This window comes from Pantanalinema sp., from assembly GCA_036704125.1.
Lineage (GTDB): Bacteria > Cyanobacteriota > Sericytochromatia > S15B-MN24 > UBA4093 > JAGIBK01.
The window spans coordinates 73,438-96,973 of the sequence record DATNQI010000035.1 but is presented as its reverse complement, the minus strand read 5'-3'; the positions used below and the strand labels follow the sequence as shown (position 1 = coordinate 96,973).

Below are 23,536 nucleotides of genomic sequence, written 5' to 3'. Positions count from 1 at the left end.
CACCGTCACCAGCCGCGAGCTGGAGCTGGACGGCAGCACCCTGTACGTGGCCTCGCCCGACAACCAGCAAGGCGGCGGCGTGCTCAAGATCGACCTGGCGACCAACCTGGAAACCATGGTCACGGGGTGCGGCCGCACGTACTCCCTGGCGCTCAACGCCGCGAACCACGACCTCTACGTGGGCGCAGCCGACGGAAAAGTCTACAAGGTGGTCGGCGACGGCACCCACACCGCGACCTGGACCCTGGGGACGGCCGTTTACGGCCTCGATATCCGGGAAACGACGGTTTGGGGGATCGGTGCCGATTCGGTGGTCTACGAGATGCCGATCGGTAGCGCGTTCGTGGCCCGTCGCTACGGGCTGATGGGACCTTCGTTCTGATGGCGTGCGTGCACTCACGATGGCTCGGGGCCGTGATGATGGGCTTGCTGCTCCTCGTCGGCTGCGCTACAGGCGACGAGGATTCCCACCTCCTCGTGCCCGTGAGCGGGGCCGGCGCCGACGTCAACGGCACCGTCTCGACTCCGCCCCCGTCCCTCACCGCGACGCCCCGCCCCACGCCGAAGCCCACCGCGACGCCGACCCCCACTCCGACCTACACGCCCGTCATTCCGGTGCAAAACCCGGGTCCCACCGTCACCCCCGACCCAGACCCGACGCAGGATGCCAGCGGGTCGCTTCCGATCGAGGAACCATGACGATGAAATCGAACCTTCGCCAGCGCCGCGTGGCGTCCATGCTGCTCGCGGGCCTCGCGATCGCGCTGCTTGCGACCAGCTGCTCGCCTGCGGACGAGCTGGGGACGGTCGCCACCCCCCAGCAGAGCGCAGGCACGAACCCGAGCCCCACCCCTTCCGACTTGACGGGCAATATCGTCGAGGACTGACTCCCCTGGCGGAGCGGGATCAGACCATCAGGCTCGATTGTCCGAGCCTGGGTGCCTGGCGACTTTGCGGATGATCCCGACCTCGAAGTTGGCGTAGAGAAAGGCGCGGTCGCGCCGCAGCAGCACCTGGCCGAGATCGGGGCGGCGCTCGATCCCGGCGACCCGATCGGCGGGGATGGCGCGGGCCAACAGGGTGTTCCAGTTGGCCATGCGGCCGCCCTCGCGGCCGACCCGCGCGATCTCCTGGTGCAGGCGCACGAAGTTGGGCTCGCTGATCCAGTCGAATAGATTCGAGACGTTGAAGCGGTCGAAGGTATCGTCGGGTACGCTTACCAGGTAGCGCTCGATCTCGCCCGTGACGATCTCGACCCGGTGGACCCGCTCGCGCATCGCCGCGAAGTTCTCGCGCGCCAGGTAGGGCGGGAGCGCAGCCTCGTCCAGGTAGGCGCCGAGCAAGATGAGCGCCAGGAAGTAGTTGGTGCGGATGGGGATGCCGGTGAAGGCGTGGGCGGCCCGGGCACGGAAGATCTTGCCGAACCCGTCGAAGTCGACCAGGCGAAAGTGCTCCTTGTCCTTGGCCCGGGTCATGACGGCCCGGCTGAAGAAGACGTCGAAGATTCCGCGCCAGACGGGGCCGTCGATGTGGCGATCGTAGTAGGCCTGCTGCTCGTCGAGCGAGCGGCAATCGAAGAGGGCGCGCAGCTTCTTGCGGCCGTAAATGAGGCGCATCAGCGCGCCGAAAGCGAGCAGGTAACGCTCCAGACGGCCCGCGTACAAGACGCCTCGCGCGATCGGTTTCGGGTGGGCATCCCAGTAGGCGCGCGCATCGTCGGACAAGAGCGAGCGCAGGCCCGCGTAGAGCTCCGCGCGGCGCAGGGAGGGGCGGACACCCAGCAGCTCGAGGACCCCGTCGTGGTCGAGGGCCTTGAAGGCGGCGATCTTCAGGCGCAGCAGGTGGTTCTGGCTCGGGTTGAAGTCCAGGGCGACCACGCGCGCGGGGTCGTGCAAGAGCAAGCTCAGGGTGTTGCAGCCGCCCGAGGTGATCGAGAAGCAGACGTCTCCGGCCTCGACCCGCAGGGCCTCCTGCAGGATCGCGGGGTCCTCCCAGCAGTTGCTGTACCCGATGGCCCGGAAGAACGGGCGGTGGGCGACCTCGCTCCTGAGCCTCGCTTCGCCCTCGGGCGCGGCCGGATGAGCGCCCCGCGCCAAGGTGTCTTCGGTAAGGCCAGCCGTCATGTCACGCTCCTGGGTCGGTCGTCGGTAAGGTGCTCCCCTTGTACCACGCGAGCGAGGCTTCTCAACCCCACCCGTACGACCCCCTGCTATCCGAGGACGGTTGCTGGGTAGGAAGATATAGCCCCGTGACAAGGAGAACGCATGGCCACCGACGCCCCAGCCCTTCCGTTTCCCGCGCGCCTCAAGCTTTACCTCGACGAGCGCTTCCCGCTGACGACGCACCTGGTGGTCGTTTGCGCCTTCTTCATGAGCAACTACCTGCTCGCCGAGCGCCTGGTCCAGCCAGGCGCCGCCCGCTTCGGATGGCGCGCGCTCTCGGGGATGGCGGCCGTGCTGCTCAGCTTCTTCCTGCTGCGGATCTTCGACGAGTTCAAGGACTACGCCCGCGACGTGATCGCGCACCCGGACAGGGTCGTGTCGCGCGGCGTGATGCCCCTCTCCGAGTTGAAGGTCATGGGCTGGACGGTGGCCATGGTCCTCTTGTTGCTCAATCTCCCGATGGGATTCACCACCATCACATCTTATCTTCTTGTCATCACATATGCGCTCCTGATGTACAAGGAATTCTTCGTCGGCGAGTGGCTCAACAAGCACATCGTGCTTTACGCCCTGACGCATCAGGTCATCACGCCATTGCTTTGCGTGTATGTTTTCATGCTGTCAGCGACCCAGGCGGGCGCCGGCTGGCACGGGCTGTTCTGGCTGCAGCTGGGAATGGGCGCGGGCACCGGCCTCGGCTGGGAGATGTCGCGCAAGATCCGCATGCCGGTTGACGAGCAGCCCCTCGCCGATTCGTACTCCAAGCACTTCGGGGCGCCCGGAGCCGCGCTGATGGCCTTCTCGAGCCTGCTGGCAGGGGCGGGTTGCGCGCTGGCGCTCGGGCTCGAGGTGGGCTTCGGGCCCGTCGCCTACGGGCTGCTCGGGCTCGGCACGCTGGTCACCGCCTTCGGGTTCGCGCAGTTCCTGCTCAGGCCGACCCCCAAGCGGGCCAAGGGGCTCGACAACTGGGCGGCGGTCCTGATGCTGCTGTGCTACGTGGCGATCGCGGTAGGCGCCGCGGCCGGCCGCGGGATCCGCCTCGATTTCTAAGGAACCTGTTTGATCCCCCCACCCCTCCTCGCGTCTAACAAAACCAGGCATGTGTCGAGTTTGGCCGCCATAAGCGGCTTGATGGAACGGTCTTGTTAGACGCTCAGCCCCGCCCCACCAGGGGGCAGGGAAAAGAGAACCCGATATGACGCGTGAAGCCACCAACAATGCACTGAACTCCCTCGACGCCCAGGAGCTGGGCGGCAAGGCCCTCAACCTCCGGGAGCTGAGCGCCCAGGGGCTGCCGGTGCCCCCCTGGGCCATCGTTCCGACGGGCATGTTCAAGCGCTTCATGGCAAGCTCCGGGCTGGAGGCCGTCATCCGGACCCTGGTGGCGGGCCTCGACTTCGCCAGGCCCGAGGCGGCCAGGACCGCGAGCGAGACCATCCGACGCCTCTTCGAGTCCAGCGAGATCCCCGAGGCCATGGCCCGCGAGCTCAAGCGCGCCTACCGCGACCAGTTCGCGAGCGAGGCGTTCGTGGCCGTGCGCTCGTCGGCGCTCGGCGAGGACGGCGCCAAGGACTCGTTCGCCGGCCAGATGGATTCCTTCCTCTTCGTCAAGGGCACCGAGGGCGTCCTCAAGGCCATCAAGGGGTGCTGGGCCTCCGCCTACTCGGAGCGGGCGATCGCCTATCGCCACCTCAAGGGCCTGGACCCGGTGGGGGCCGAGGTCGCCGTCATCGTCCAGGAGATGGTGAACGCCGACGTGTCGGGGGTCATGTTCACGGCCGACCCGCTCACGGGCGATCGCGACGCCGCGGTCATCAACGGCACCTACGGCCTGGGCGAGGGGATTGTGTCGGGCGCGCTCGACACCGACTCCTTCACCGTCAACAAGAAGACAAGGCAACTGACCACTGAGACCGTAAACAAACCCAAGAAGGTATCCTTCGCCTCACGGCGCGGCCATGGAACCTACGAGGCCAACGTCGCAGCAGAGCAACAAGATATCCCTTGCCTCACCGAAGCCCAGGCCCAGGCGCTGGCCGACCTGGGCATGCGGATCGAGGCCCACTTCGGCAAGCCCCAGGACATCGAGTGGGCGCTCGCCGACGGCCGGCTCTACATCCTGCAGGCCCGCCCCATCACCAACCTCAAGGTGCCCCAGGCGACCGCCGGCAAGGAGATCATCTGGGACAACTCGAACATCACCGAGAGCTACTCGGGGGTGACCTCGCCCTTGACCTTCTCCTTTGCCTCCCACGCCTACAACATCGTCTACAACCAGGTCTCGGCGGTCCTGGGCATCCCCGAGGAGACCATCAAGGCCAACGAGCAGACCTACCGCAACCTGCTCGGGCTGGTACGGGGCCGGGTCTTCTACAACCTCGGCAACTGGTACCAGATGACCTCCTTGCTGCCCGGCTTCAACTACAACAAGGGCTTCATGGACCAGATGATGGGGGTCAAGGAGAAGGCCGAGTACCAGAAGGGCGAGAAGAACTACTCGGAGCTGCCCAAGCTGCTCTACGTCTGCTGGCGCGTGCTGGACAACTACCGCCGGATCGACAAGACCGTCGCATGGTTCCAGGGCAACTTCGAGAGCGCCTACGCCCACTACAAGACCTACGACTGGAAGGGCATGCGCCCCGACGAGATCAAGGTGGCCTTCCACGAGCTCGAGCAGAAGCTCCTCTGGCAATGGAAAGCACCGATCCTCACCGACATCTCGGCCATGGTCTTCTACGGCGTGATCAAGAAGCTCTGCGTGAGCTGGTGCGGTGACGAGACGGGCTCGCTCCAGAACGACCTGCTTTGCGGCGAAGGCGAGATCGAGTCGACCGAGCCCACCAAGGCCATCATGCGCATGGCCATCGCCGCCCGCGAGGACGAGGCCCTGCGCGCCTTCTTCGAGTCGCATCACGAGCGCGAGATCTGGGGCCTCTTGCAGGCCGACGAGCGGTTCGGCGCCATGCGCGAACGGGTCCAGGACTTCCTCGACAGGTACGGCTACCGCTGCATGAACGAGCTGAAGCTCGAGGAGAAGAACCTCAAGGAGGATCCCAGCTTCGTCTTCGCCATGGTGAAGAACTACCTGAAGATGCCGAGCCTCGACATCGCGGCGATGGAGGCAAACGAGAAGCGGATCCGCACCGAGGCCGAGGCCCTGATCCGCAAGAAGCTCGGCAGCAACCCTCTCAGGTACGCGTTCTTCAAGTGGGTGCTCATGAACGCCCGCCGGCACGTGAAGAACCGCGAGAACATGCGCTTTGCGCGCACCAAGATCTTCGGCCTGCTGCGCGACATGTTCCAGTCCATCGGGCGCACCTTCGCCGGTTGGGACCTCTTGGACGATGCCCAGGACGTGTTCTACCTCAACCTCGACGAGATCTGGGGCTTCATCCAGGGCACCGCGACCAGCACCAACCTCAGGGGCCTCGCCGCCCTGCGCAAAGCGGAGTTCGCGCGCTACCGCGCCGAGGACATCGACGATCGCTTCAAGACGTTCGGAACGGTCCACTTCGCGAACCACTTCGTCGGCGAGCAGCCCGCCGACCAGGCGGACCACGATCCCAACGTCCTGAAGGGCATCAGCTGCTGCCCCGGCGTGGTCAAGGGGAAGGTGCGGGTCATCCGCTCGCCCGAGGACGACATGCGCCTCAACGGCGAGATCCTGGTCGCCGAGCGTACCGATCCGGGCTGGGTCCCCCTCTACCCCGCGGCCTCGGGCCTCCTTATCGAGCGAGGAAGCATCCTGAGCCACTCGGCCATCGTGGCCCGCGAGCTGGGCCTGCCGACCATCGTGGGGATCAAGGGCCTCACCCGACGGGTCCAGGACGGCCAGGTGGTCGAGATGGACGCCCGTCAGGGAACCGTTCGACTCTAACGGCGAATCGAGGGTATACGATCCATGCCGTCCCCGCTCAAGCAGAAAGGCCCCCTCATGCGAATCCGCCCGGCCCTTGCCTCGTTCGTGCTCGCGATGGCCGTCGCGGTGCCAGGCGCCCTCGCCGCGCCCGTCTCGCCCATCGGCGCGAGCGAAGCAGAGATCAAGGTGGGGTTCCGCGCGCTCCAGGCCGCCATGGACCGCGACGATCAGGCCGAAGCCGCCCGGCTCGCCAAGGAGTGTCTCGCGGCCGTGCGCGCGAGCGGCTTGCACGCGCTCTTGCCCGAGGCCCTCCTGATGAGCGGCGAGGCGATGATGGCCTCGGAGAAGGACGCGGAGGCGCGCAAGCCCCTCCTCAACGGCCTCGGCCTCGCCCAGCTCTACGGCGATCGTCGCAGCCAAGCCAACGCCCTCAACGACCTGGGCATCATGGCCGAGCGCGACGGCCGGATCCGCCAGGCGGCGAACTACTACCGCGAGGCCCTCCCCATCGCCGAGACGGTGGACGACCCTCAGCTCCTTGATGCCGTCACCTACGACCTGGGCTCCGCAGAGTGCGAGCTGGGCATGTACGAGGCGGGCTACCCGCGCCTCCAGGGGGTGCTCGAGCGCACCCTTTCGCGCGACGACGCCTACAACGCGGTGAAGGTCAAGCTGCGCCTGGCGAACGTCGAGCGGGAAATGAAGCAGGCCGAGCGCGCGGAGGCCACGGCCCAGGAGACCCTCGCCATGGCCCGCCGCATCGAGAACAAGACGGCAGAGCAAGGCTCCTTGCGCCTGCTCGCGCTGCTCGCCATCGATCGCAAGGACCTGAAGCTCGGCGAGACGCGGCTCAAGGAAGCCCTCAAGGTCGCCCGCACGAGCAAGGATCTCTGGGCACAGGGGGCCGCATCCCTCGAGCTGGCCAAGTTCCTGATGGCGAACCAGCGAGGCAAGGAAGCCACCGAGCATCTGCTCGCCGCCCAGCGATCCTTCAAGCAGCTGAAGCGCCAGGACCTGGTCGACCAGATCCGGCTGATGCTCGACCGCACCGGCAAGGGCAAGCGCATCTGACCTTCATGACGCTCGCCACGCACGACAACGTCATCCGCTACCTCAGCCACTGGGCGAGGGTCTCTCCGAGCAAGCCCGCCCTGGTGTTCCCCCGGAGCGTCCGGCCCGGCGGATCCATCGCCTACAGCCAGCTGAGCTTCGAGGAGCTCGAGGACCGGGTCAACCGGCTCGCCGCCGCCCTCGCCTCGCGCGGCATCGGCCGCGGGGACGCCGTGGTCGTCATGATCCCCATGAGCCTCGAGCTCTACACCCTGCTGCTCGCGCTCCTGAAGCTCGCAGCACCCATCGTCTTCATCGACCCCTGGGTGGGCATCGACCAGATCAAGCGCTGCATCGCGCTCACTTCGCCCAAGGCCTTCGCAGGGGTCCCGCTCATCCAGCTCATCGGCCGCGCCACCGGCGCCCTGAGCGGCATCCCCCTTCGCATCACGGCACGAGGGCCTGCGCGCTTCGGGGAGTGGCAGCTGGAACGGCTCATCGAGTCGGGCGGCCCCATCGTCGAGACCACGGCGGTCCAGGCCGACGAGACCGCCCTCATCACCTTCACTACCGGCAGCACCGGCACGCCCAAGGGAGCGAACCGCACCCACGGCTTCCTCGTGGCCCAGCACCGGGCCCTGTCGCGCGAGCTGGGACTCACCCCCGAGGACGTGGACTTGCCGGCGCTGCCGATCTTCATCCTCAACAACCTCGCCTCGGGGGTCACGAGCGTCGTGCCGCTGATGAAGCCCTCGAAGCCCGCCGCGATCGATCCGGGCGTCATCGTCCGCCAGATCCAGGACTGGGGCGTGACCACCGCCGTCGGCTCGCCCGCGTACTTCGCTCCCATCGCCGACCACTGCCTCGAGCGCGGCCTCTGGCTGCCCACCGTGCGCGCGGTCTTCACCGGCGGCGGCCCGGTGCCCCCCGGCCTGCTCGGAAAGCTGCGGCGCGTGCTGCCGAACGGCTCGGCCTTCGTGGGCTACGGCTCGACCGAGGCCGAGCCCGTCGCGCTGATCGAGGCGGCCGAGGCCTGCGACGAGACCGACGCGCTCAGCGAGGCGGGTCACGGGACCTGCGTGGGGCGCCTCGCGCACGGCATCACGGCCAGGATCATCCGGCGGATCGACGGCCCCATTTCGCTCGGGGCGCGAGGCTGGGACGACGTCGAGCTTGAAACGGGCGAGGTCGGCGAGCTCGTCGTGACGGGCGAGCACGTGGGCAAGGACTACTACCGCAACCCCGAGGCGGGGCGCGAGAACAAGATCCGCGATCCCGAGGGCATCCTCTGGCACCGCATGGGCGACGTCGCCTACTTCGACGCGCAGGATCGCCTCTGGGTGGTGGGCCGCGTGAACAACGCCGTGCAACGCGGCGAACGCACCCTCTACCCCTTGCAGGTCGAGGCGATCGCACGGCAATTGCCCTTCGTCCGGCACGCGGCCCTCGTCGGCCGGCCCGGCGCCCGGGCGATGCTCGTCGTCGAGGCCAGCGAACCCGGCGCCTTGTGGCGACGCGGCACGTGGAAACAGGCCGTTCTCGCGCACATGGCGGCACAGGGCGCGCCGGTAGACGAGGTCCGCTTCATCCGGCGCATGCCGCTCGACCCGCGTCACAACGCCAAGATCGACCACGCCAAGCTCCAGCGCCTGCTGAGATGAGCAATTCTTGGCTGAGTTAACGCCACGCTGAATCCTCCCCGCCCCACCAGGGGGCGGGGAATCAAGCGAATACTCATCTCAGCACTTGCCCGGCAAGGCGCCAGGCGAGTAAACTGAGGTTATGTCCCACCCCGCGCCAAGCCCAGCCGAATCCGCGCTCGAGCGGCATTTCGGCCACTCCACCTTCCGCCCCGGCCAGCAGGGGGTGGTCGAGGCGGTGCTCGCGGGTCGCGACACCGTCGCCATCATGCCGACCGGCAACGGCAAGTCCATCTGCTACCAGCTGCCCGCCCTGATGCTCGAGGGCACGACGCTGGTCGTCTCGCCCCTCATCGCCCTGATGAAGGACCAGGTGGACGCTCTCGCCGAGAAGGGCATTCCCGCCACCTTCATCAACAGCAGCCTCGATCCCGCCGAGGCCGAGTACCGCCTTTCCGGGCTCGCCTCAGGCAGGTACAAGCTCGTCTACATCGCTCCCGAGCGCTTCAAGAACCGCGCCTTCATGGAGGCGATTCAGGGGATCACGATCGCGCGCCTCGCCGTCGACGAGGCCCACTGCGTCTCGCAGTGGGGTCACGACTTTCGCCCCGACTTCCTGCGGCTGCGCGACGCCCTCGCCAAGCTGGGCCGCCCGCCGGTGCTCGCCGCCACGGCGACCGCCACCCCCGAGGTGCGCGAGGACATCGTCAAGCAGCTGGGCCTGAACGACCCGGCCGTGTTCGTGACGGGCTTCGACCGCCCCAACTTGCGCTACGTGGTGCGCCCGGCGAGCGGCGAGGCCGCCAAGCTCTCCAAGGTCCTCGAGATCGCCCAGAAGACCAAGGGCTCGGGCATCGTCTACGCCTCGACCCGCAAGAACGTCGAGGCGATCGCCGAGCACCTCGAGGCCGCCGGCGTCTCGGCCGTCGCCTACCACGCCGGCCTCCACGACACGGAGCGCGAGCAGGCGCAGGACGCCTGGATGGCGGGCAAGGCGCGGGTGGTGGTCGCGACCAACGCCTTCGGGATGGGGGTGGACAAGCCCAACGTGCGCTTCGTCATCCACCACGACCTGCCCGGCACCGTCGAGGCCTACTACCAGGAGGCCGGCCGCGCGGGGCGCGACCAGCTGGCCTCGTACTGCGTGCTGATCTTCTCGCCCGCCGATCGCTACCTGCAGGAGTTCTTCATCGAGGGCAGCTGCCCCAGCGTCTCGACCCTCTCGGACGTCTACCAGGTCCTCTGCGACCAGGGGCCCGACGAGTTCGTCATGACCCACGAGGCCATCGGCCGGGCCATGCCGGGCAAGGTCAACGACATGGCCATCGGCACCTGCCTCAACCTGCTCGAGCGCAACGGGGTCATCGCGCGCGCGCCGCGCGGGGCCAACCATGCCTACGTGCGCCACGCCAACGACCTGATGCCGATCGACAGCCGCGCCAAGATGCAGAAGCTCGTCTACGGCGCGCTCAAGGCCGTCCTGCGCGACGAGCTGGACGCGGGAGCGGCCCTGGACCTCACCCAGTTCGTCTCCTACGTGGGCGAGAGCCGCGAATCGGTGCTCTCGGCCCTCCACGGGCTGCACGAGCGCGGCCTCATCGCCTACACCCCGCCCCAGCGCGGCCGCGCCATGCGGCTCATCAAGCGCGCCGAGGACTTCCATTCCCTCAAGCTGGACGTCACCTACCTGATCGGCAAGCAGGCGCGCGAGGTCGCGAAGCTCGACGCCATGGTCAACTACGCTCACACCGCCGACTGCCGGCGCGCCTACATCCTCGACTACTTCGGCGAGACGGCTCCTTCGCGCTGCGGCGCTTGCGATCGCTGCCTCGAATCCCCCGGCGCCCGGTCCCTGCCCGCGCCCAAGGCCCCGGTCCGGGTCGTCGCCAAGATCGCCCCGGTCGCCAAGGTGAGCGCCGCGCCCGGCGATCCCGTTCTGCTCTCGGCCCTGCGCGAGGCGCGCGCCGGCATCGCCAAGGACAAGGGCTTGCCGCCCTACTGCATCGCGCACGACCGGGTGCTCGACGCGGTGGCGGCCGCTCGACCCCAGTCGCTCGAAGCGCTCGCCGCCATCAAGGGGATCGGCGAGGACAAGTGCCGCCAGTGGGGGGCCGCCATGCTCGCGGCGATCGCCGCCCACCAGGCCCCTCCCGCATCGCTGGTGGTTTGATGCGACCTTCTTCTCCCGCTGCGAGAGAACCCATGACCTCCTCGATCCTCAGCGACGCCCTCCAACACGGCATCCGCCCCGGCCTGGAGCGCATCACGGCCCTGCTCGATCGCCTCGATCGCCCTCAGGACGGCCTCAAGGTGATCCACGTCGCCGGCACGAACGGAAAAGGCTCGGTCTGCGCGTTCCTGAGCAGCGTCCTGCGAGCCGCCGGCTATCGCGTCGGCCGCTACACCAGCCCCCACCTGGTCTCGTACTGCGAGCGGATCTGGCTCGACGGGGCCTTCATCGGCGAAGGGGCGCTCGCGCACGCGCTCGAGGCCGTGCAGATGGCGGCAAGCGAGCTGGATCCCGCGCTCGGCCCTATCACCGAGTTCGAGCTGATCACGGCCGCCGCCTTCCATTGGCTCGCGTCTCGGGCCCCTGACGTGGTGCTCCTGGAGGTCGGGCTCGGTGGCCGCCTCGACGCGACCAACGTCGTCGATCGACCCGAGCTGTGCGTCATCACCCGCATCGCCCTCGACCACACGGCCCTCCTGGGCGACACGCCCGAGGCGATCGCCCGCGAGAAGGCGGGCATCATGAAGCCCCGCGTCCCTGCCGTCACGGGCGCCGCCGGCGAGGCCCTCACGGCGATCCGCGCGCGCGCCGGCGAGCTCGAAGCGCCGCTGAGGGTGGTGAGCCTCGGGATCCAGGGCTTCGAGCTGGGCCTCGCGGGGGCGCACCAGGCGCTGAACGCCGCCATCGCCCTCGAAGCCGTGCACCTGCTGCGCGCGGCCGGCTGGGACCTGAGCGACGAGGCAGTTAGAGAGGGATTGAAGGCCGCCCGCTGGCCGGGCCGTCTCGAGACCTGGCGCTCGGCCGAAGGCGAGCGCTTCGTCTTCGACGGCGCCCACAACCCCGACGGCATCGAGGCCCTGGCCCGCGCCCTGGAGGCGTCCCCCGAGCCCGAGGGGCGGGTGCTCCTCATGGGGGTGCTCGCGGACAAGGACCCCGCGGCCATGATCGCTGCTCTCGCCCCCCACGCCGCGACCGTCGTCCTCACCACGCCGCCGAGCGCCCGGGGACTCGACCCGGTCACGCTCGAGACGAAGCCCGTTCATCCTGACCTGCACATGGTGTCCGACTGGGAGGAGGCGCTCGCGCATGCGAGGCGACTGGCAGATGGTCGCCCCATCCTGGTCGCAGGCTCCTTGTACCTGGTCGGCGCGGTGTGCGCGGGCCTCGGGCGCGTCATCGAGGCCTGAGGCGGCCCGAAAGCCATGGTAGGATCGAGGCTTCCCGCTGCGCCATGCCAAGGAGGCCCGCCTTGTCCGCCCCGACCCTGCCCAAGATCGGCGATCGCCCGACCGACTACGTCGCCCGCGTGACCCAGCTGCGCGAGTTCAAGAAGAAGGACTCCGACGGCGGCTTCCACATCTTCCGGGCCACCAACGGCCAGGGGGCGATCGCCTGCGTCATCTGGACGGGGCGGATCGACTTCAAGAACGGCGATTACCTGCGCCTGAGCGGCGAGGTCAAGCTGCACAAGGACGCCCCGCAGTTCGTCGTCTCGCGCTACGAGATCCTCCCGCGCGACCAGTTCCCGCCCGAGCAGTTCCTGCCCGTCTCCCGCCGGCCCCTCTGCGAGATGGTCGCCGAGCTGAGCGCCGTCGTCGCCTCGATCGCGGATCCCGGGCTGCGCGCCATGCTCTCGCGCCTGCTCATCGAGGATCCCGCCACGGCCGAGGCCTACCAGCGCGCCCCTGCGGCCAAGACGCACCACCACCCCTTCCTGAGCGGCCTGTTGGAGCACAACCTCACGGTCGTGCGCCGGGCGCTGGGGCTGTGCCTTTCCGAGGACGGCATCGATCGCGACGTGGTCGTGGCGGGCGCCCTGTTGCACGACGTGGGCAAGATCGAGGAGTACGCCTTCGATGCCGACGAGATCGGCTTCACCGAGGTGGGCAACATGATCGGCCACGTGGCACTCGGCTACGCGCTGGTGCGCCGGGCGATCGCCGAGCAGGGCGACATCCCCTCCGAGAAGGCCACCAACCTCTTGCACGTGATCCTGAGCCACCAGGGCCGACTGGAGTACGGCTCGCCGGTCGAACCCCGCACCGCCGAGGCCTTCATCGTCCACCACGCCGACACGGTGGACGCCCACCTCTTCCAGGTCAAGCGTGCGGGCGAGGAGTTCCCGGACACGCGCCTGGGCTTCGCCAAGAGCCTCAACCGCATGGTCCTCGGCAACCCGGGGCTCCCTTACACCGAGGGCCAGCGCCGCTGAGCACGGCGATTTCATAAAAACTCCCCTCGCTGGGCATAAACATGACAAGCGTGCCTTGTCGATGCCCCGTGCGCAACCATGTTTCTGGACTGAGGGGAAAACAGTGAGAAAGACAGTGCTTTCGCTGATGGTCGCGGCTGCCCTGGCAGTGGGGGGCTGCGACGCCTTGCTCACCACCGCTCAAGACGGCACCGGCGACTCCGGCAACGGGGTCGGCCGCATCCCCGGCTCCACCCTCCCCGCCAGCAGCTTCACGGGCAAGGTCCTCGACCTTGCGGGCAAGCCGGCTGCGAACGTCCAGGTGAAGGGTTACCTGGTGAGCAACAACGCGGCGGGCATCGTCAGCAACAACGCATCGGGCTACCGCACGCTTGCGGGGGGCCCCATCGAGGCCAGGACCGACAGCAAGGGCAACTTCGCCCTTTCCAACCCCGAAGGGCGCGACCTCAACATCGAGGCCATCCTTCAGGACGACATCAAGGCCATCACCATGGCCGTCTCCAGCGCCTCGCCGAAGGTCGAGCTCAAGCTCGCCTACACCGGCCGGATCGTGGGCACGGTCAAGACCGAACCCAGCAAGAACATGCTCGGGGTGGACGTCTTCATCCCCGGCACGGGCTACGTCGCCAAGGCGGACGACGCCGGCAACTACGAGATCCCCAACGTGCCGCCCGGCGAGTTCCGAGTGGTCGGCATGCACACCGACATGGGCCGGGGCGAAGCCCCGAAGGTCGCGGTCACCTCCAAGCAGGTGACCCGCGCGCCCGAGATCCTCCTCGACTTCAAGGTTCCGAAGCTCGCGGCCCTCTCGCCCGACAACGGCGGCGCGGACCAGGTCGTCACCATCACCGGCCAGGACTTCTCGGTCTCGCTGGGCAAGAAACCTCAGGTCCTCTTCAACGGCATCCAGGCCCAGGTGCTCGAGGAGTCCGACACCACGCTCAAGGTGAAGGTGCCGGAGCTCTCGACGCCCACCGCCCAGGTGCTGGTCAAGTCGGCGGGCTTCGACAGCGGCACCAAGACCTTCAAGGTCATCAAGACGCTCGACATCTTCCCCCAGCCCCAGGAGAACGCGGCCAAGGACGCCACGGCCTCGGTGCCGGACGAGGATTACTTGGCCTTTAACCTCTCGCGCCGCTACGTGGTACGGGCCCTCGACCCGGCCGGGGCCATCGTCCCGAACGCGAGCGTCACGTGGAGCTCGCTGGTGCCGCAGCTGGCCACCATCGATGCGAACGGCAAGCTGCAAGGCCTCAATCAGGGCGCCGCGACGGTGAAGGCCAGCTCAGGCAACGTCGAGGGGCAGCTCGTGGTCAGGCTCCTCCCCCAGCTCTCGAAGCTACTGGTCACGCCCAACCCGGTCCAGCCTCTGGCCGCCTACCCGCTGGGTCAGGATCCGCTTGATCCGAAGCGCACCTGGGTTCAGCTGCAAGCCAGGACCGAGCTCAGCGGCGGAAGCGTCAGGGACTACCCCGTCACGTGGTCCACGAGCGATGCGCGGCTCTCGGTGAGCGCCGACGGCAAGGTCACCATCAAGCCGGGTGCCGCGGAGGGTGACGCCACCGTGACGGTCCGGTCCGTCGCGAATCCTTCGCTCACCCTGCCCGTCACCATCCCGGTCGTCCACCAGGGCAGCCTCGATCTGGTCATCGAATAGGAGAACCTGATGAACATCCAGAAAGTCGCGCTCTTCATCAGCTTCACCCTCCTGGTCGGGTGCCGCCCCGCCGGCGTGATCCAGTTGCCCACCACCCAGGGCGGCGCCTCTCAAGGGGGCGCTCTCCAGCAGGACGCGCAGGCGCGCAAGGGCAGCCTATCGATCGCCGTCAAGTGGCCCGAGCGGAGCCTGCCCGGCTTCAACGCCCAGGTGATCCCCAAGACCACCAAGGCCCTGCTCCTCGGGATCGCGGACGCCAACGACAACCAGGTCTACTACGAGCTGATCCAGCGTCCCGAGCAGGGCACCGACCCGGCGCGGCGCGAGATCTTCCTGAACGAGGGCAACGGCTACAAGGTGAAGGTCGAGGCCTACGAGGACTTCGGCGAGGATCTCCAGACCAAAAAGATCGTGCCCTCGGGCAAGCTCGTCGCAAAAGCCGTCAAGACCGGCATCGAGATCAAGTGGAACCAGAAGACGCCGGTGCCCTTGCCCCTGGATGCCGAGTATGCCCCGACGATCTCGGGCCTTTCGCTTTACGAGAATTTCCTGACCAGCACCGATCACGCGGGCAATGGCGCACAGCTCTTCCTCGTCGGCGAGAACCTGACCTGGCCCTCCAGCGGCCTGCCGGAGGTGGTCTTCCCCTCGGGCAAGATCGTCACGGCGGAAAACGCGGATGTCGTCGGCAGCAAACTGAGCTTCACCGTTCCTGAGGGGGCGGGCAGCGGCAACCTCTTCATTCGGGTCAATGGCGTCCCGAGCACGACCACATCTTTCCAGGAGATCAAGAGCTTCACCCTCACGCCAGTGAAGGGCGGCGAAGACCAGGCGCTGGACGATTTCCTCGGCGACGGGGTCATACGCAGTTGGCTCGGAGAGAGCTTTCCCTTCCAGGCCAACGGCTACGACAGTTCGGACAACTACAAGAGCTTTCTGAAGGCGAAGTGGTCCAACTCCAGCGCCGCCGTCGGCGCGATCAACCCGGTAACCGGGGCCTACCAGGCCAATTCGAACGGCGTCGCGGCTTTCGGCGAGGACACGATCACCGCCAAAACCGGCAACGTCACGGCAACCCGCAAGGTGATCGTCGCTCCGCCCGCCGGCACCCTGATCGGCCTGTCGGACCCCGACCGTGCCCCGGGCGATCCCGCGAGCAACCCGGCAGGCGGCCTCTCGGTCGCGAAGATCGACGACAATCGCTTCATCGGGACCTGGTTCGACAAAACCGACAACCGCGTCCACTGGCAGCTCTTCAGCAAGAACGGGCTCATCGCCGCGACCCACCACTCGACCCCGGCCGCCTTCCGCGACACCATCCGCATGGTGCGCGTTGCGGTGCAGGGCCAGACGGCGGTGATCGCATACACCCTGGAGAATGGCTTCGGCCTCGTGAGCGTCGACCTCCAGACCGGCGCGCCCAAGCAAACACGGACCTATGACCAGCCTTACCGCCTAAGCAACCTTTCCGCCAACGATAACGCCTTCATGGTGAGTTACTATGGCCTCATCTCGGGGGTGCTTTACTTCAATTACAAGATGCTGACGGTGGCCGGCGATGGGACGATCAACGAGACCGCAAGCTACTACCTGACCATTCGAGACAACCTTGGAATCGTCCGAGCGGTCAACGACAGCGCCTTTGATACCTTCGGCATGACGGTCAATGCCGAGGGCAAGTTCGTCACCGCCTTCCACTTCGTGGGGGATGCGGGTATCCTCTACGACAAGTTTATCGAGTTCAACGACGACGGCACCATGGCCAAGGACGCCTCCGGCAGCGTCCGGAGCGGTGGCGGCTTCCCGCGCTCCAGTCATCGCTCCATCTCACTTGCGACCAACGCGACCCACTACCTGACGGCTGCGGTCGATTTGAACACCAGCAAGGTCAAGGCCTACCTCTACACCAAGGACGGCCCCTACAAGGCGGTAGCGGCGAAGATGATCGAGGTCGACGACATCGGCCCGGGCGTCTCGGCGAACCCGCTCGACAACCCCACCTCCGTCGCGTGGAACGGAACCGAGTTCCTGGTGACCTATACCAAGAACGTGGTCATCAACGGCGAGTCGAAGCCCCGCCCCATGGTCCGGGCGATCGCCCCCGACGGGACCCTCAAGGGCGAGCCCCAGCCGATCGCGAACCTGGGCACGAGCCCCATGCTCGTGCCCACCGACGAAGGCGGCATGGCCTTCTGGCTCAGCAGCACCAAGAAGCTGATCGCAAGACGCCTCAGGTACCACTAACCAGTCCAGACGATGAGCCCCGGCGCGGATCGCGCCGGGGCTCATCGTCTGGGAAGCTACAGCGGCTGGATCGCGCTGAAGAGCGGAAGCTGGCTGATCCCGTTCGCCCCGTCGTCCATGGCCGCCTGCCGCAAGGAGAGCGAGATGCGGTTGCGGCGCTCGATCTCGGAGAGGACCTGGCGCGCCCGGTCGATCACCGGCCCGGGCAGGCCCGCCAGGCGCGCGACCTCGATGCCGTAGGAGCGATCGGCCCCGCCCGGCACCACCCGGCGCAGGAAGATCACCTCGTCGGCCGTCTCCTCGACCAGGACCTTGTAGTTGCGGACGCTCGGCTGGCTCGTGGCGAGCGCCGTCAGCTCGTGGTAGTGGGTGGCGAACAGGGTGCGGGCCCGGACGTGCGTCGCCAGGTGCTCGCTGACCGACCAGGCGATGGAGATCCCGTCGAAGGTCGAGGTGCCCCGTCCGATCTCGTCGAGCAGGATCAGCGCGCGGGGGCTCGCGTTGTTGAGGATGTTGGCCGTCTCGTTCATCTCGACCATGAAGGTCGATTGCCCCGTCGCCAGGTCGTCCACCGCGCCCACGCGGGTGAAGATCCGGTCCACCAGGCCGATGCGGGCCGAGCGAGCAGGAACGAACGAGCCCACCTGCGCCATGAGGACGATCAGCGCGATCTGGCGCATGAAGGTGCTCTTTCCGGCCATGTTGGGCCCGGTCAGGATGACGAGCTGGCTGGACTCGGTGTCGAGGCGGGTGTCGTTGGGGACGAAGGTGCCGGGGGGCAGCAGCTGCTCGATGACCGGGTGGCGGCCCGCCTCGATCGCAAGGACCGTCGAGTCGTCCACCACCGGCCGGCAGAAGCCCTGGCGCACCGCCACCTCGGCGAAGCCCACGAAGACGTCGACGGCCGCCACGTGCGAGGCGATCGCCTGGAGCTCGCTCACCCAGGGGGCGAGCGCCGAGCGCAGGGCGGAGAAGACCTCGTACTCCATGTGCCCGATGCGCTCCTGTGCCGTCAGGATGGCGCTCTCGCGCTCCTTGAGCACCGGGGTGATGTAGCGCTCGGCGTTGACGAGCGTCTGCTTGCGCTGGTAGTCGGCGGGCACCAGGTCCCTGTTGGCGTGGGTGATCTCGAGGAAGTAACCGAAGGTCTTGGAGTAGCCGACCTTCAGGCTCCGGATCCCCGTGCGCTCCTTCTCCTGGGCCTCGAAGGTCGCAAGCCAGTCCTTGCTGTCGCCCAACAGCGCGCGCGTCTCGTCGAGCTCGGCGCTGAAGCCGTCGCGGACCATGCCCCCCTCGGTCAAGGAGATGGGCGGGTGATCGACCAGGGTCTCGCGGATGCGCAGCGCCAGGGCCGGGATCTCGGAGGGGATCGCCTGCAGTGCGCGCAGGGCCGGGCTCTGGGTCGAAGTCAGCAGCTCGACCACGGCGGGGAGGGCCTCGAGGCTGTCGCGCAGCGCGATGAGGTCCCGCGCGTTCGCCGTGCCGGCCGCCACGCGGCTGGTGAGGCGCTCCAGGTCCCGGATGCCGCCGAGCTGCTCCGCAAGCCGCAGGCGCAGGCCGGCACCCGCGGCGAGCTCGGCGACCGCCTGGTGCCGCTCGCCGATGGCCGCCGCGTCGAGCAGGGGGTGCAGCAGCCACTGGCGGAGCTTGCGGCCGCCCATGGCGGTGCGGGTCTCGTCCAGCACCGAGAGCAGCGAGCCCTTCCAGGCGCCGTCCCGGGCGGTCTGGGTCAGCTCGAGGTTGCGACGGGTCGCCGGGTCGAGCAGCATGTACTCCGAGAGGCGGTAGGTGTGGATGCCCGAAAAGAGGGCGAGCTGTGCCTTCTGGGTCTCGCCGATGTAGCCGAGCATCGCGCCGGCCGCCATGGTCGCGAGCGGCAGCTCCGGCAGGCCGAAGCCCTCCAGGCTCTGTAGCCTGAACTGGGCGAGGATCTGCGCGCGGGCCTTCTCGAGGTTGAAGGCGTAGTCGGGGCGCGGCGTGAGGTTGAGGCCCTCGGGGAAGAGGCCCTCCCAGGCCGGATCGAGCTGGGAGGGAGCAAGACGGCCCGGCGTGCGGCCCCAGGCCATGTTCTGCCAGACGCCCGGGTTGACGGGCACCAAAAGCTCGGCCGGGGCGATGCGCGCGAGCTCACCGGCCACCGCGGAAGGATCCGCGATCTGGGTGGCGCGGAACTCGCCGGTCGAGGCGTCGCAGTAGGCGAGGCCGAAGCCCGCGGGGCCCTTCACGATGGCGGCCAGGTAGTTGTTCTGCTTCTCGGAGAGGAAGCTCGACTCGAGGACCGTGCCCGGGGTGACGAACCTGACGATCTCGCGCTTGACCAGCCCCTTGGCCTGCTTGGGATCCTCGACCTGCTCGCAGATGGCCACCCGGTAGCCGCGCTCGATCAGCCTGGCCAGATAGCCCTCGGCCGCATGGTGCGGGATCCCCGCCATGGGAATGCGGTTGCCGCCGGCACCGCCCTCGCGGCTGGTGAGCGTCAGCTCGAGCTCGCGGCTCGCGAGCACCGCGTCGTCGAAGAACATCTCGTAGAAGTCGCCCATCCGGTAGAAGAGGAGCACGTCCGGGTGCTGCTCCTTCAACGAGAGGTAATGGGTCATCATGGGCGAGTACTGGGGCTGCACGGGCGTCCTCCGAGAATCAGGGAATCAACCCCATTCTACCTCCTGGTGGCCGGGTGTTGCGGCAGGAGGCACGATTCTCGCCGGGCGCCCATACGGCGCTCACGAAAGATGAGCAAAAATAACCCGAAAAATATACGTACATTTTCCCGGATCCGGTGAATAATAGGACTACGACGATCCAGGAGAGAACATGAACCAGAAACAATCCATCGGCAACGCCCTTTGGCTCATGCTTTTTTGCGCGGCGCTCACCTCGCCCTTCTGGGGGCACTGGCTGTTCGGCTTGGGGGTCGTGCTGATGGCGATCGCAAGCGAGCTCCGCAAGGAGCCGCCGGTCTCGGCGCGCGCCGCTTACAGAAACGGACCGCGCCTTTCGACCCGCACCACCGCGCCCTTGCTCGAAAGACAGAAGGAAGAAGCCGTCTAGCCGCCCATGCGCTTCTGGACGGCGAGCGCCTCCTGCACGTGGCTGGGACGGGCGTAGTTCATCTCGATCAGGATCTCGCCGAGCCACATGTAGCGGCCGCGCCGCGCGAGCTCCTGCTGGCGGCGCAGGGCTCCCTCCAGCTGGACCTCGGTGATGACGCCCTTGGCGACCATGTACTCACCGAAGCGGAACTTGGACTCGGTGCGCTTGGTGAGCTGCTCGAGGGTGGGATCGTGGACCCGGAACCGGATGTAGCCGTCGGCCAGGAGCTGGTCCACCGCCTGGCCGTAGCGCTCGCCGGTGATGCCGATCAGCTCGCTGATCGAAAAGAGGGTCTGCTGGCCGTCGATCTTGGCGAGGACCCGCCACGTGTCCGCGTCGACCTGCACCCCGCGCAGCGCGAAGTTGGTCTGGATCGAGCGAAGGGTGACCTTGCCCTTGTCGGTCAGCTCGGGGATGCGCGCGAGCGGTCCGGTCGCCGTGGGCTTGGGCCGCGCGGGCTGGGCGGGGCTCGCAGGCGCAGCGCTCGCATGACCCGGGCTCGCGGGGGCCGGCTGGGGGGCGCCCTGGGCAGGGGGCACCGAGGCGAAGCGGCCCTGCGCGAGCAGGGCATGGACCTGGCGGAAGATCGCGGCGTTGTCCGGCAGCGCCGCAAGGTCCGCGTGGCGCGTCACCTCGTCGGCCGAAAGCTGGCGCACCGAGAAGGTCCCCACGCGCTGGGCGACCATCGGGACCAGCGCCGCCATTCCCTCGTGCATGGCGACCCGCGCGCCCACGACCTTGCCCTGCAGCATGAAGAGGGTGCCACGCTCGATCGCCTCGAGCGCCACCTCGCCATCAAACTTGAGCGCCTCGAGGATCCGCACCACCATTTCGATGCGGAAAATGCTCAGATCCCCAGACAAGATCAGTTTCGCCATTGAGACCTCGACAATAACGCCCAGCTTGCGACGATGGACCGGCTGCCCCCGGTGTGCTCCGAGCGGCCGGACGGAGCGAGCGCATGCGACGAGGGGAGAAGCGCGCCGCTGCGTGCGCTGAAGAGATTATACACCAAACGAATGCCCCTATCGCTGGGCAGCCCGTGAGGGTTCCGGGAAGAGGACCTTAAAATTGTTATCTTCGACACTGAATCCCGTTATGTAAATGTTAGAATGGCGGTGGTCTGGCGCCACTCCTCCCCCTGCGAAGCGCTTATCGCAAGGATTTCCGCTCGGCGTTAGCCCCGTAGGTCAATGGCAACCAAATACGAGAAGCAAATCGAGAAGCTGCTCGCTCACGTGAAGAACCTCCACGCCCTGGTGGAGGAGCGGAGCCAACAGCTCAAATACTGGCAGGGTTACGCCGGCAAGCTGCGCGAGGAGCGTCAGCGCCTCGCCGGCGTGATGATCGCTGCTGCCCGCACGGTGCTCGGCCAGGTCGCCGAGCGCTACAAGACGCTGCGCGAAGAGAACCGCAAGCTCAAGACCTACGTCGAGCACCAGGACCAGCTTCACCAGAAGTCCACCTTCCAGCTCAAGAACCAGCTCCAGTACGCCCTCTCGCGCATCGACGACCTGTCGATGGAGCGCAAGCAGTGGCGCGTGGGCATGCAGCAGCGCCAGCAGCAGATCTGGAAGACCCAGGAGCAGCTCGAGACGACCCAGCAGCAGCTGGGCGATCGCATCAAGGACCTGGAGGCCGCCCTCGAGGCCGAGCGCTCGCGCAACAAGAACGTCCACGAGCGCCTCGCCACCGCCGAGCGCCAGATCGAGATCCAGCAGGTGCAGTGGCAGGAGCTGCTCTCCCAGAAGGACGCCCTCGCCTCGCGCCTCGCCGAGACCGAGGCCGCCCTCGAGATCGCCCAGCGCACCCTGTCCGAGACGCTCGCGAGCCAGCAGTCGTCGATGGGACGCGAGGTGGACAACCTCCGCGCGCTGGTCGTCTCGCTGCAGCGCCAGACCGAGTCCCTCCACTCCGAGATCGCGTCCAACCAGGATACAATCGAGAAGCAGGAGCGGTTCATCGCCGTCCTCAAGGGCGACAAGAACCCCAACATCCGGTCGTTGACCGATCGCAAGAAGGATTCCCCCCCCGGAATGGAGGACCAGACGAGCCATGGCTAGCGATATGACGATCTTGAAGATGATCAAGGACAAGCGGGACGGCAACGCCCACGCCGAGGACGAGATCCGGTGGCTGGTGGACAACGTCTCGCGCGTGCCCGACTACCAGCTCTCGGCCTGGCTGATGGCGGTGGTGCTGCGCGGCATGACCATCGAGGAGACGACCTTCCTGACCCACGCCATGGCCCACTCGGGCCAGGTCCTGGACCTCTCGGACGTGCCCGGCCCCCGCGCCGACAAGCACTCCACCGGCGGGGTGGGCGACAAGGTCACCCTGGTGCTCGGGCCCCTGGTCGCCGCCGCCGGCGTCACCGTCGCCAAGCTCTCCGGCCGCGGCCTGGGCCACACCGGCGGCACCGTCGACAAGATCGAGGCCATCCCGGGCATGACCTGCGACCTCTCGGTGGAGCGCTTCAAGCAGCAGCTGCGCGACATCGGGGTGGTGGTCGCGAGCCAGACCGCGGAGCTCGCCCCCGCCGACGCCATCCTCTACGCCCTGCGCGACGTGACCGGCACCGTCGAGAGCATCCCCTTGATCGCGGCCTCGGTCCTCTCCAAGAAGATCGCCGCCGGCGCCGACGTGATCCTGCTCGACGTCAAGACCGGAGCGGGGGCCTTCATGCGCGACGACCAGAGCGCCCGCGAGCTCGCGACCACGATGATGCAGGTCGGCGAGCGCCTGGGCAAGCACGTCGCCTGCGTCGTCAGCGAGATGGGCCAGCCCCTGGGCACGGCCGTCGGCCACGCCAACGAGGTCGCCGAGGCCATCAACACCCTGCGCGGCGAGGGCCCCCGGGACCTCACGGACCTCTCGGTCGCCCTCGGCGCCCTGATCCTCGTCGGCGGCGGCCTCGCCAAGGACCGCGAGGAGGGCGAGGCGAAGCTGCGCGCGGTGATCGAGAGCGGCGCGGCGCTGACCAAGCTCGCGGCGCTGATCGAAGCCCAGGGCGGGAACCCCGAGGTCATCCGCGACCCCTCGCTCATGGCCCAGCCCCGGTTCCGGATCCCCGTGGAGGCGCCCGAGGCGGGCTACGTCCAGGCCCTGGACGCCCTCTCGGTCGGCCTCGCCGGCAAGGAGATCGGCGCTGGCCGCCTGGTGAAGGGCGCCCCCATCGACCTGGCGGTCGGCGTGATGCTGCACAAGAAGGTGGGCGACTGGGTAGAAAAGGGTGAGACGCTCGCCCATCTGCTCGTCAACGACGAGAGCAAGATCCCGACGGCTAGCCAGGCGTTGCTTGGCGCCTACCGGATCGGCGGCGAGCCCGCGACCCCCTCGGCGTTGATCAAGGCCGTCTACTCGGCCGAGCGGAGCGCCCTGAAGTAGTCCCA

The 23,536-nt window shown here is 67.7% G+C and carries 18 protein-coding genes; 15 read left to right on the top strand and 3 right to left on the bottom strand.

Annotation, left to right across the window (positions count from 1 at the left end):
* The 3 genes from V6D00_05650 to V6D00_05640 all read left to right on the top strand — a co-directional run.
* Positions 1 to 382, top strand: a 382-nt coding sequence (locus V6D00_05650; protein ID HEY9898647.1) for a hypothetical protein, incomplete at its 5' end; no start/stop codon positions are given.
* Positions 383 to 390: 8 nt separating this feature from the next.
* A complete protein-coding gene (locus tag V6D00_05645; GenBank protein HEY9898646.1) occupies positions 391 to 699 on the top strand; it encodes a hypothetical protein in 309 nt (102 codons plus the stop codon).
* 2 nt (positions 700 to 701) lie between these two features.
* The gene (locus V6D00_05640; protein HEY9898645.1) at positions 702 to 887 is read left to right on the top strand and encodes a hypothetical protein; all 186 of its coding nucleotides are present in this window, start codon (positions 702 to 704) and stop codon (positions 885 to 887) included.
* Between the two features lie 27 nt (positions 888 to 914).
* Here V6D00_05640 and V6D00_05635 read toward each other — a convergent pair whose 3' ends face one another.
* Positions 915 to 2,123, bottom strand: coding sequence for a DUF3419 family protein (locus V6D00_05635; GenBank protein ID HEY9898644.1), 1,209 nt, complete (start codon positions 2,121 to 2,123; stop codon positions 915 to 917).
* Between the two features lie 141 nt (positions 2,124 to 2,264).
* Here V6D00_05635 and V6D00_05630 point away from each other — a divergent pair, with 141 nt between their 5' ends.
* The 9 genes from V6D00_05630 (at position 2,265) to V6D00_05590 (ending at position 17,054) form a co-directional block, all read left to right on the top strand.
* The gene (locus tag V6D00_05630) at positions 2,265 to 3,212 is read left to right on the top strand and encodes a hypothetical protein (GenBank protein HEY9898643.1); all 948 of its coding nucleotides are present in this window, start codon (positions 2,265 to 2,267) and stop codon (positions 3,210 to 3,212) included.
* Positions 3,213 to 3,357: 145 nt separating this feature from the next.
* Positions 3,358 to 6,039, top strand: a complete 2,682-nt coding sequence (locus V6D00_05625) for a phosphoenolpyruvate synthase (protein ID HEY9898642.1) — start codon at positions 3,358 to 3,360, stop codon at positions 6,037 to 6,039.
* A gap of 57 nt (positions 6,040 to 6,096) precedes the next feature.
* The gene (locus V6D00_05620; protein HEY9898641.1) at positions 6,097 to 7,092 is read left to right on the top strand and encodes a hypothetical protein; all 996 of its coding nucleotides are present in this window, start codon (positions 6,097 to 6,099) and stop codon (positions 7,090 to 7,092) included.
* Between the two features lie 5 nt (positions 7,093 to 7,097).
* Positions 7,098 to 8,732: a fatty acid CoA ligase family protein gene (locus V6D00_05615; protein HEY9898640.1), complete on the top strand. Its 1,635-nt coding sequence runs from the start codon at positions 7,098 to 7,100 to the stop codon at positions 8,730 to 8,732.
* Between the two features lie 121 nt (positions 8,733 to 8,853).
* Positions 8,854 to 10,881, top strand: coding sequence for an ATP-dependent DNA helicase RecQ (locus tag V6D00_05610; GenBank protein ID HEY9898639.1), 2,028 nt, complete (start codon positions 8,854 to 8,856; stop codon positions 10,879 to 10,881).
* 32 nt (positions 10,882 to 10,913) lie between these two features.
* Entirely contained in the window at positions 10,914 to 12,128 is a 1,215-nt protein-coding gene (locus V6D00_05605; protein ID HEY9898638.1) for a folylpolyglutamate synthase/dihydrofolate synthase family protein, read from the top strand.
* A gap of 62 nt (positions 12,129 to 12,190) precedes the next feature.
* Positions 12,191 to 13,153 carry an HD domain-containing protein gene (locus V6D00_05600; GenBank protein ID HEY9898637.1) on the top strand — a complete coding sequence of 321 codons (963 nt, stop codon included), beginning with the start codon at positions 12,191 to 12,193 and terminating at the stop codon, positions 13,151 to 13,153.
* A gap of 103 nt (positions 13,154 to 13,256) precedes the next feature.
* On the top strand, positions 13,257 to 14,810 hold the full coding sequence (locus V6D00_05595; GenBank protein ID HEY9898636.1) for an Ig-like domain-containing protein: 1,554 nt from the start codon (positions 13,257 to 13,259) through the stop codon (positions 14,808 to 14,810).
* A gap of 9 nt (positions 14,811 to 14,819) precedes the next feature.
* Entirely contained in the window at positions 14,820 to 17,054 is a 2,235-nt protein-coding gene (locus V6D00_05590) for a hypothetical protein (GenBank protein HEY9898635.1), read from the top strand.
* Positions 17,055 to 17,110: 56 nt separating this feature from the next.
* On the opposite strand, the gene mutS is transcribed toward V6D00_05590, so the two are convergent.
* Positions 17,111 to 19,675, bottom strand: coding sequence for a DNA mismatch repair protein MutS (gene mutS, locus V6D00_05585; protein ID HEY9898634.1), 2,565 nt, complete (start codon positions 19,673 to 19,675; stop codon positions 17,111 to 17,113).
* 190 nt (positions 19,676 to 19,865) lie between these two features.
* Between mutS and V6D00_05580 the strand changes: the two genes are divergently transcribed.
* Entirely contained in the window at positions 19,866 to 20,102 is a 237-nt protein-coding gene (locus V6D00_05580; protein ID HEY9898633.1) for a hypothetical protein, read from the top strand.
* On the opposite strand, the gene V6D00_05575 is transcribed toward V6D00_05580, so the two are convergent.
* Positions 20,099 to 21,022 carry a hypothetical protein gene (locus V6D00_05575; protein ID HEY9898632.1) on the bottom strand — a complete coding sequence of 308 codons (924 nt, stop codon included), beginning with the start codon at positions 21,020 to 21,022 and terminating at the stop codon, positions 20,099 to 20,101. The genes V6D00_05580 and V6D00_05575 overlap by 4 nt on opposite strands.
* A gap of 315 nt (positions 21,023 to 21,337) precedes the next feature.
* Here V6D00_05575 and V6D00_05570 point away from each other — a divergent pair, with 315 nt between their 5' ends.
* Positions 21,338 to 22,207 (top strand): hypothetical protein, encoded by an 870-nt coding sequence (locus tag V6D00_05570; protein HEY9898631.1) that lies wholly within the window; start codon positions 21,338 to 21,340, stop codon positions 22,205 to 22,207.
* Positions 22,208 to 22,211: 4 nt separating this feature from the next.
* Complete coding sequence (locus V6D00_05565; protein ID HEY9898630.1) at positions 22,212 to 23,531, top strand: thymidine phosphorylase; 1,320 nt, start codon at positions 22,212 to 22,214, stop codon at positions 23,529 to 23,531.
* Positions 23,532 to 23,536: the final 5 nt, after the last annotated feature.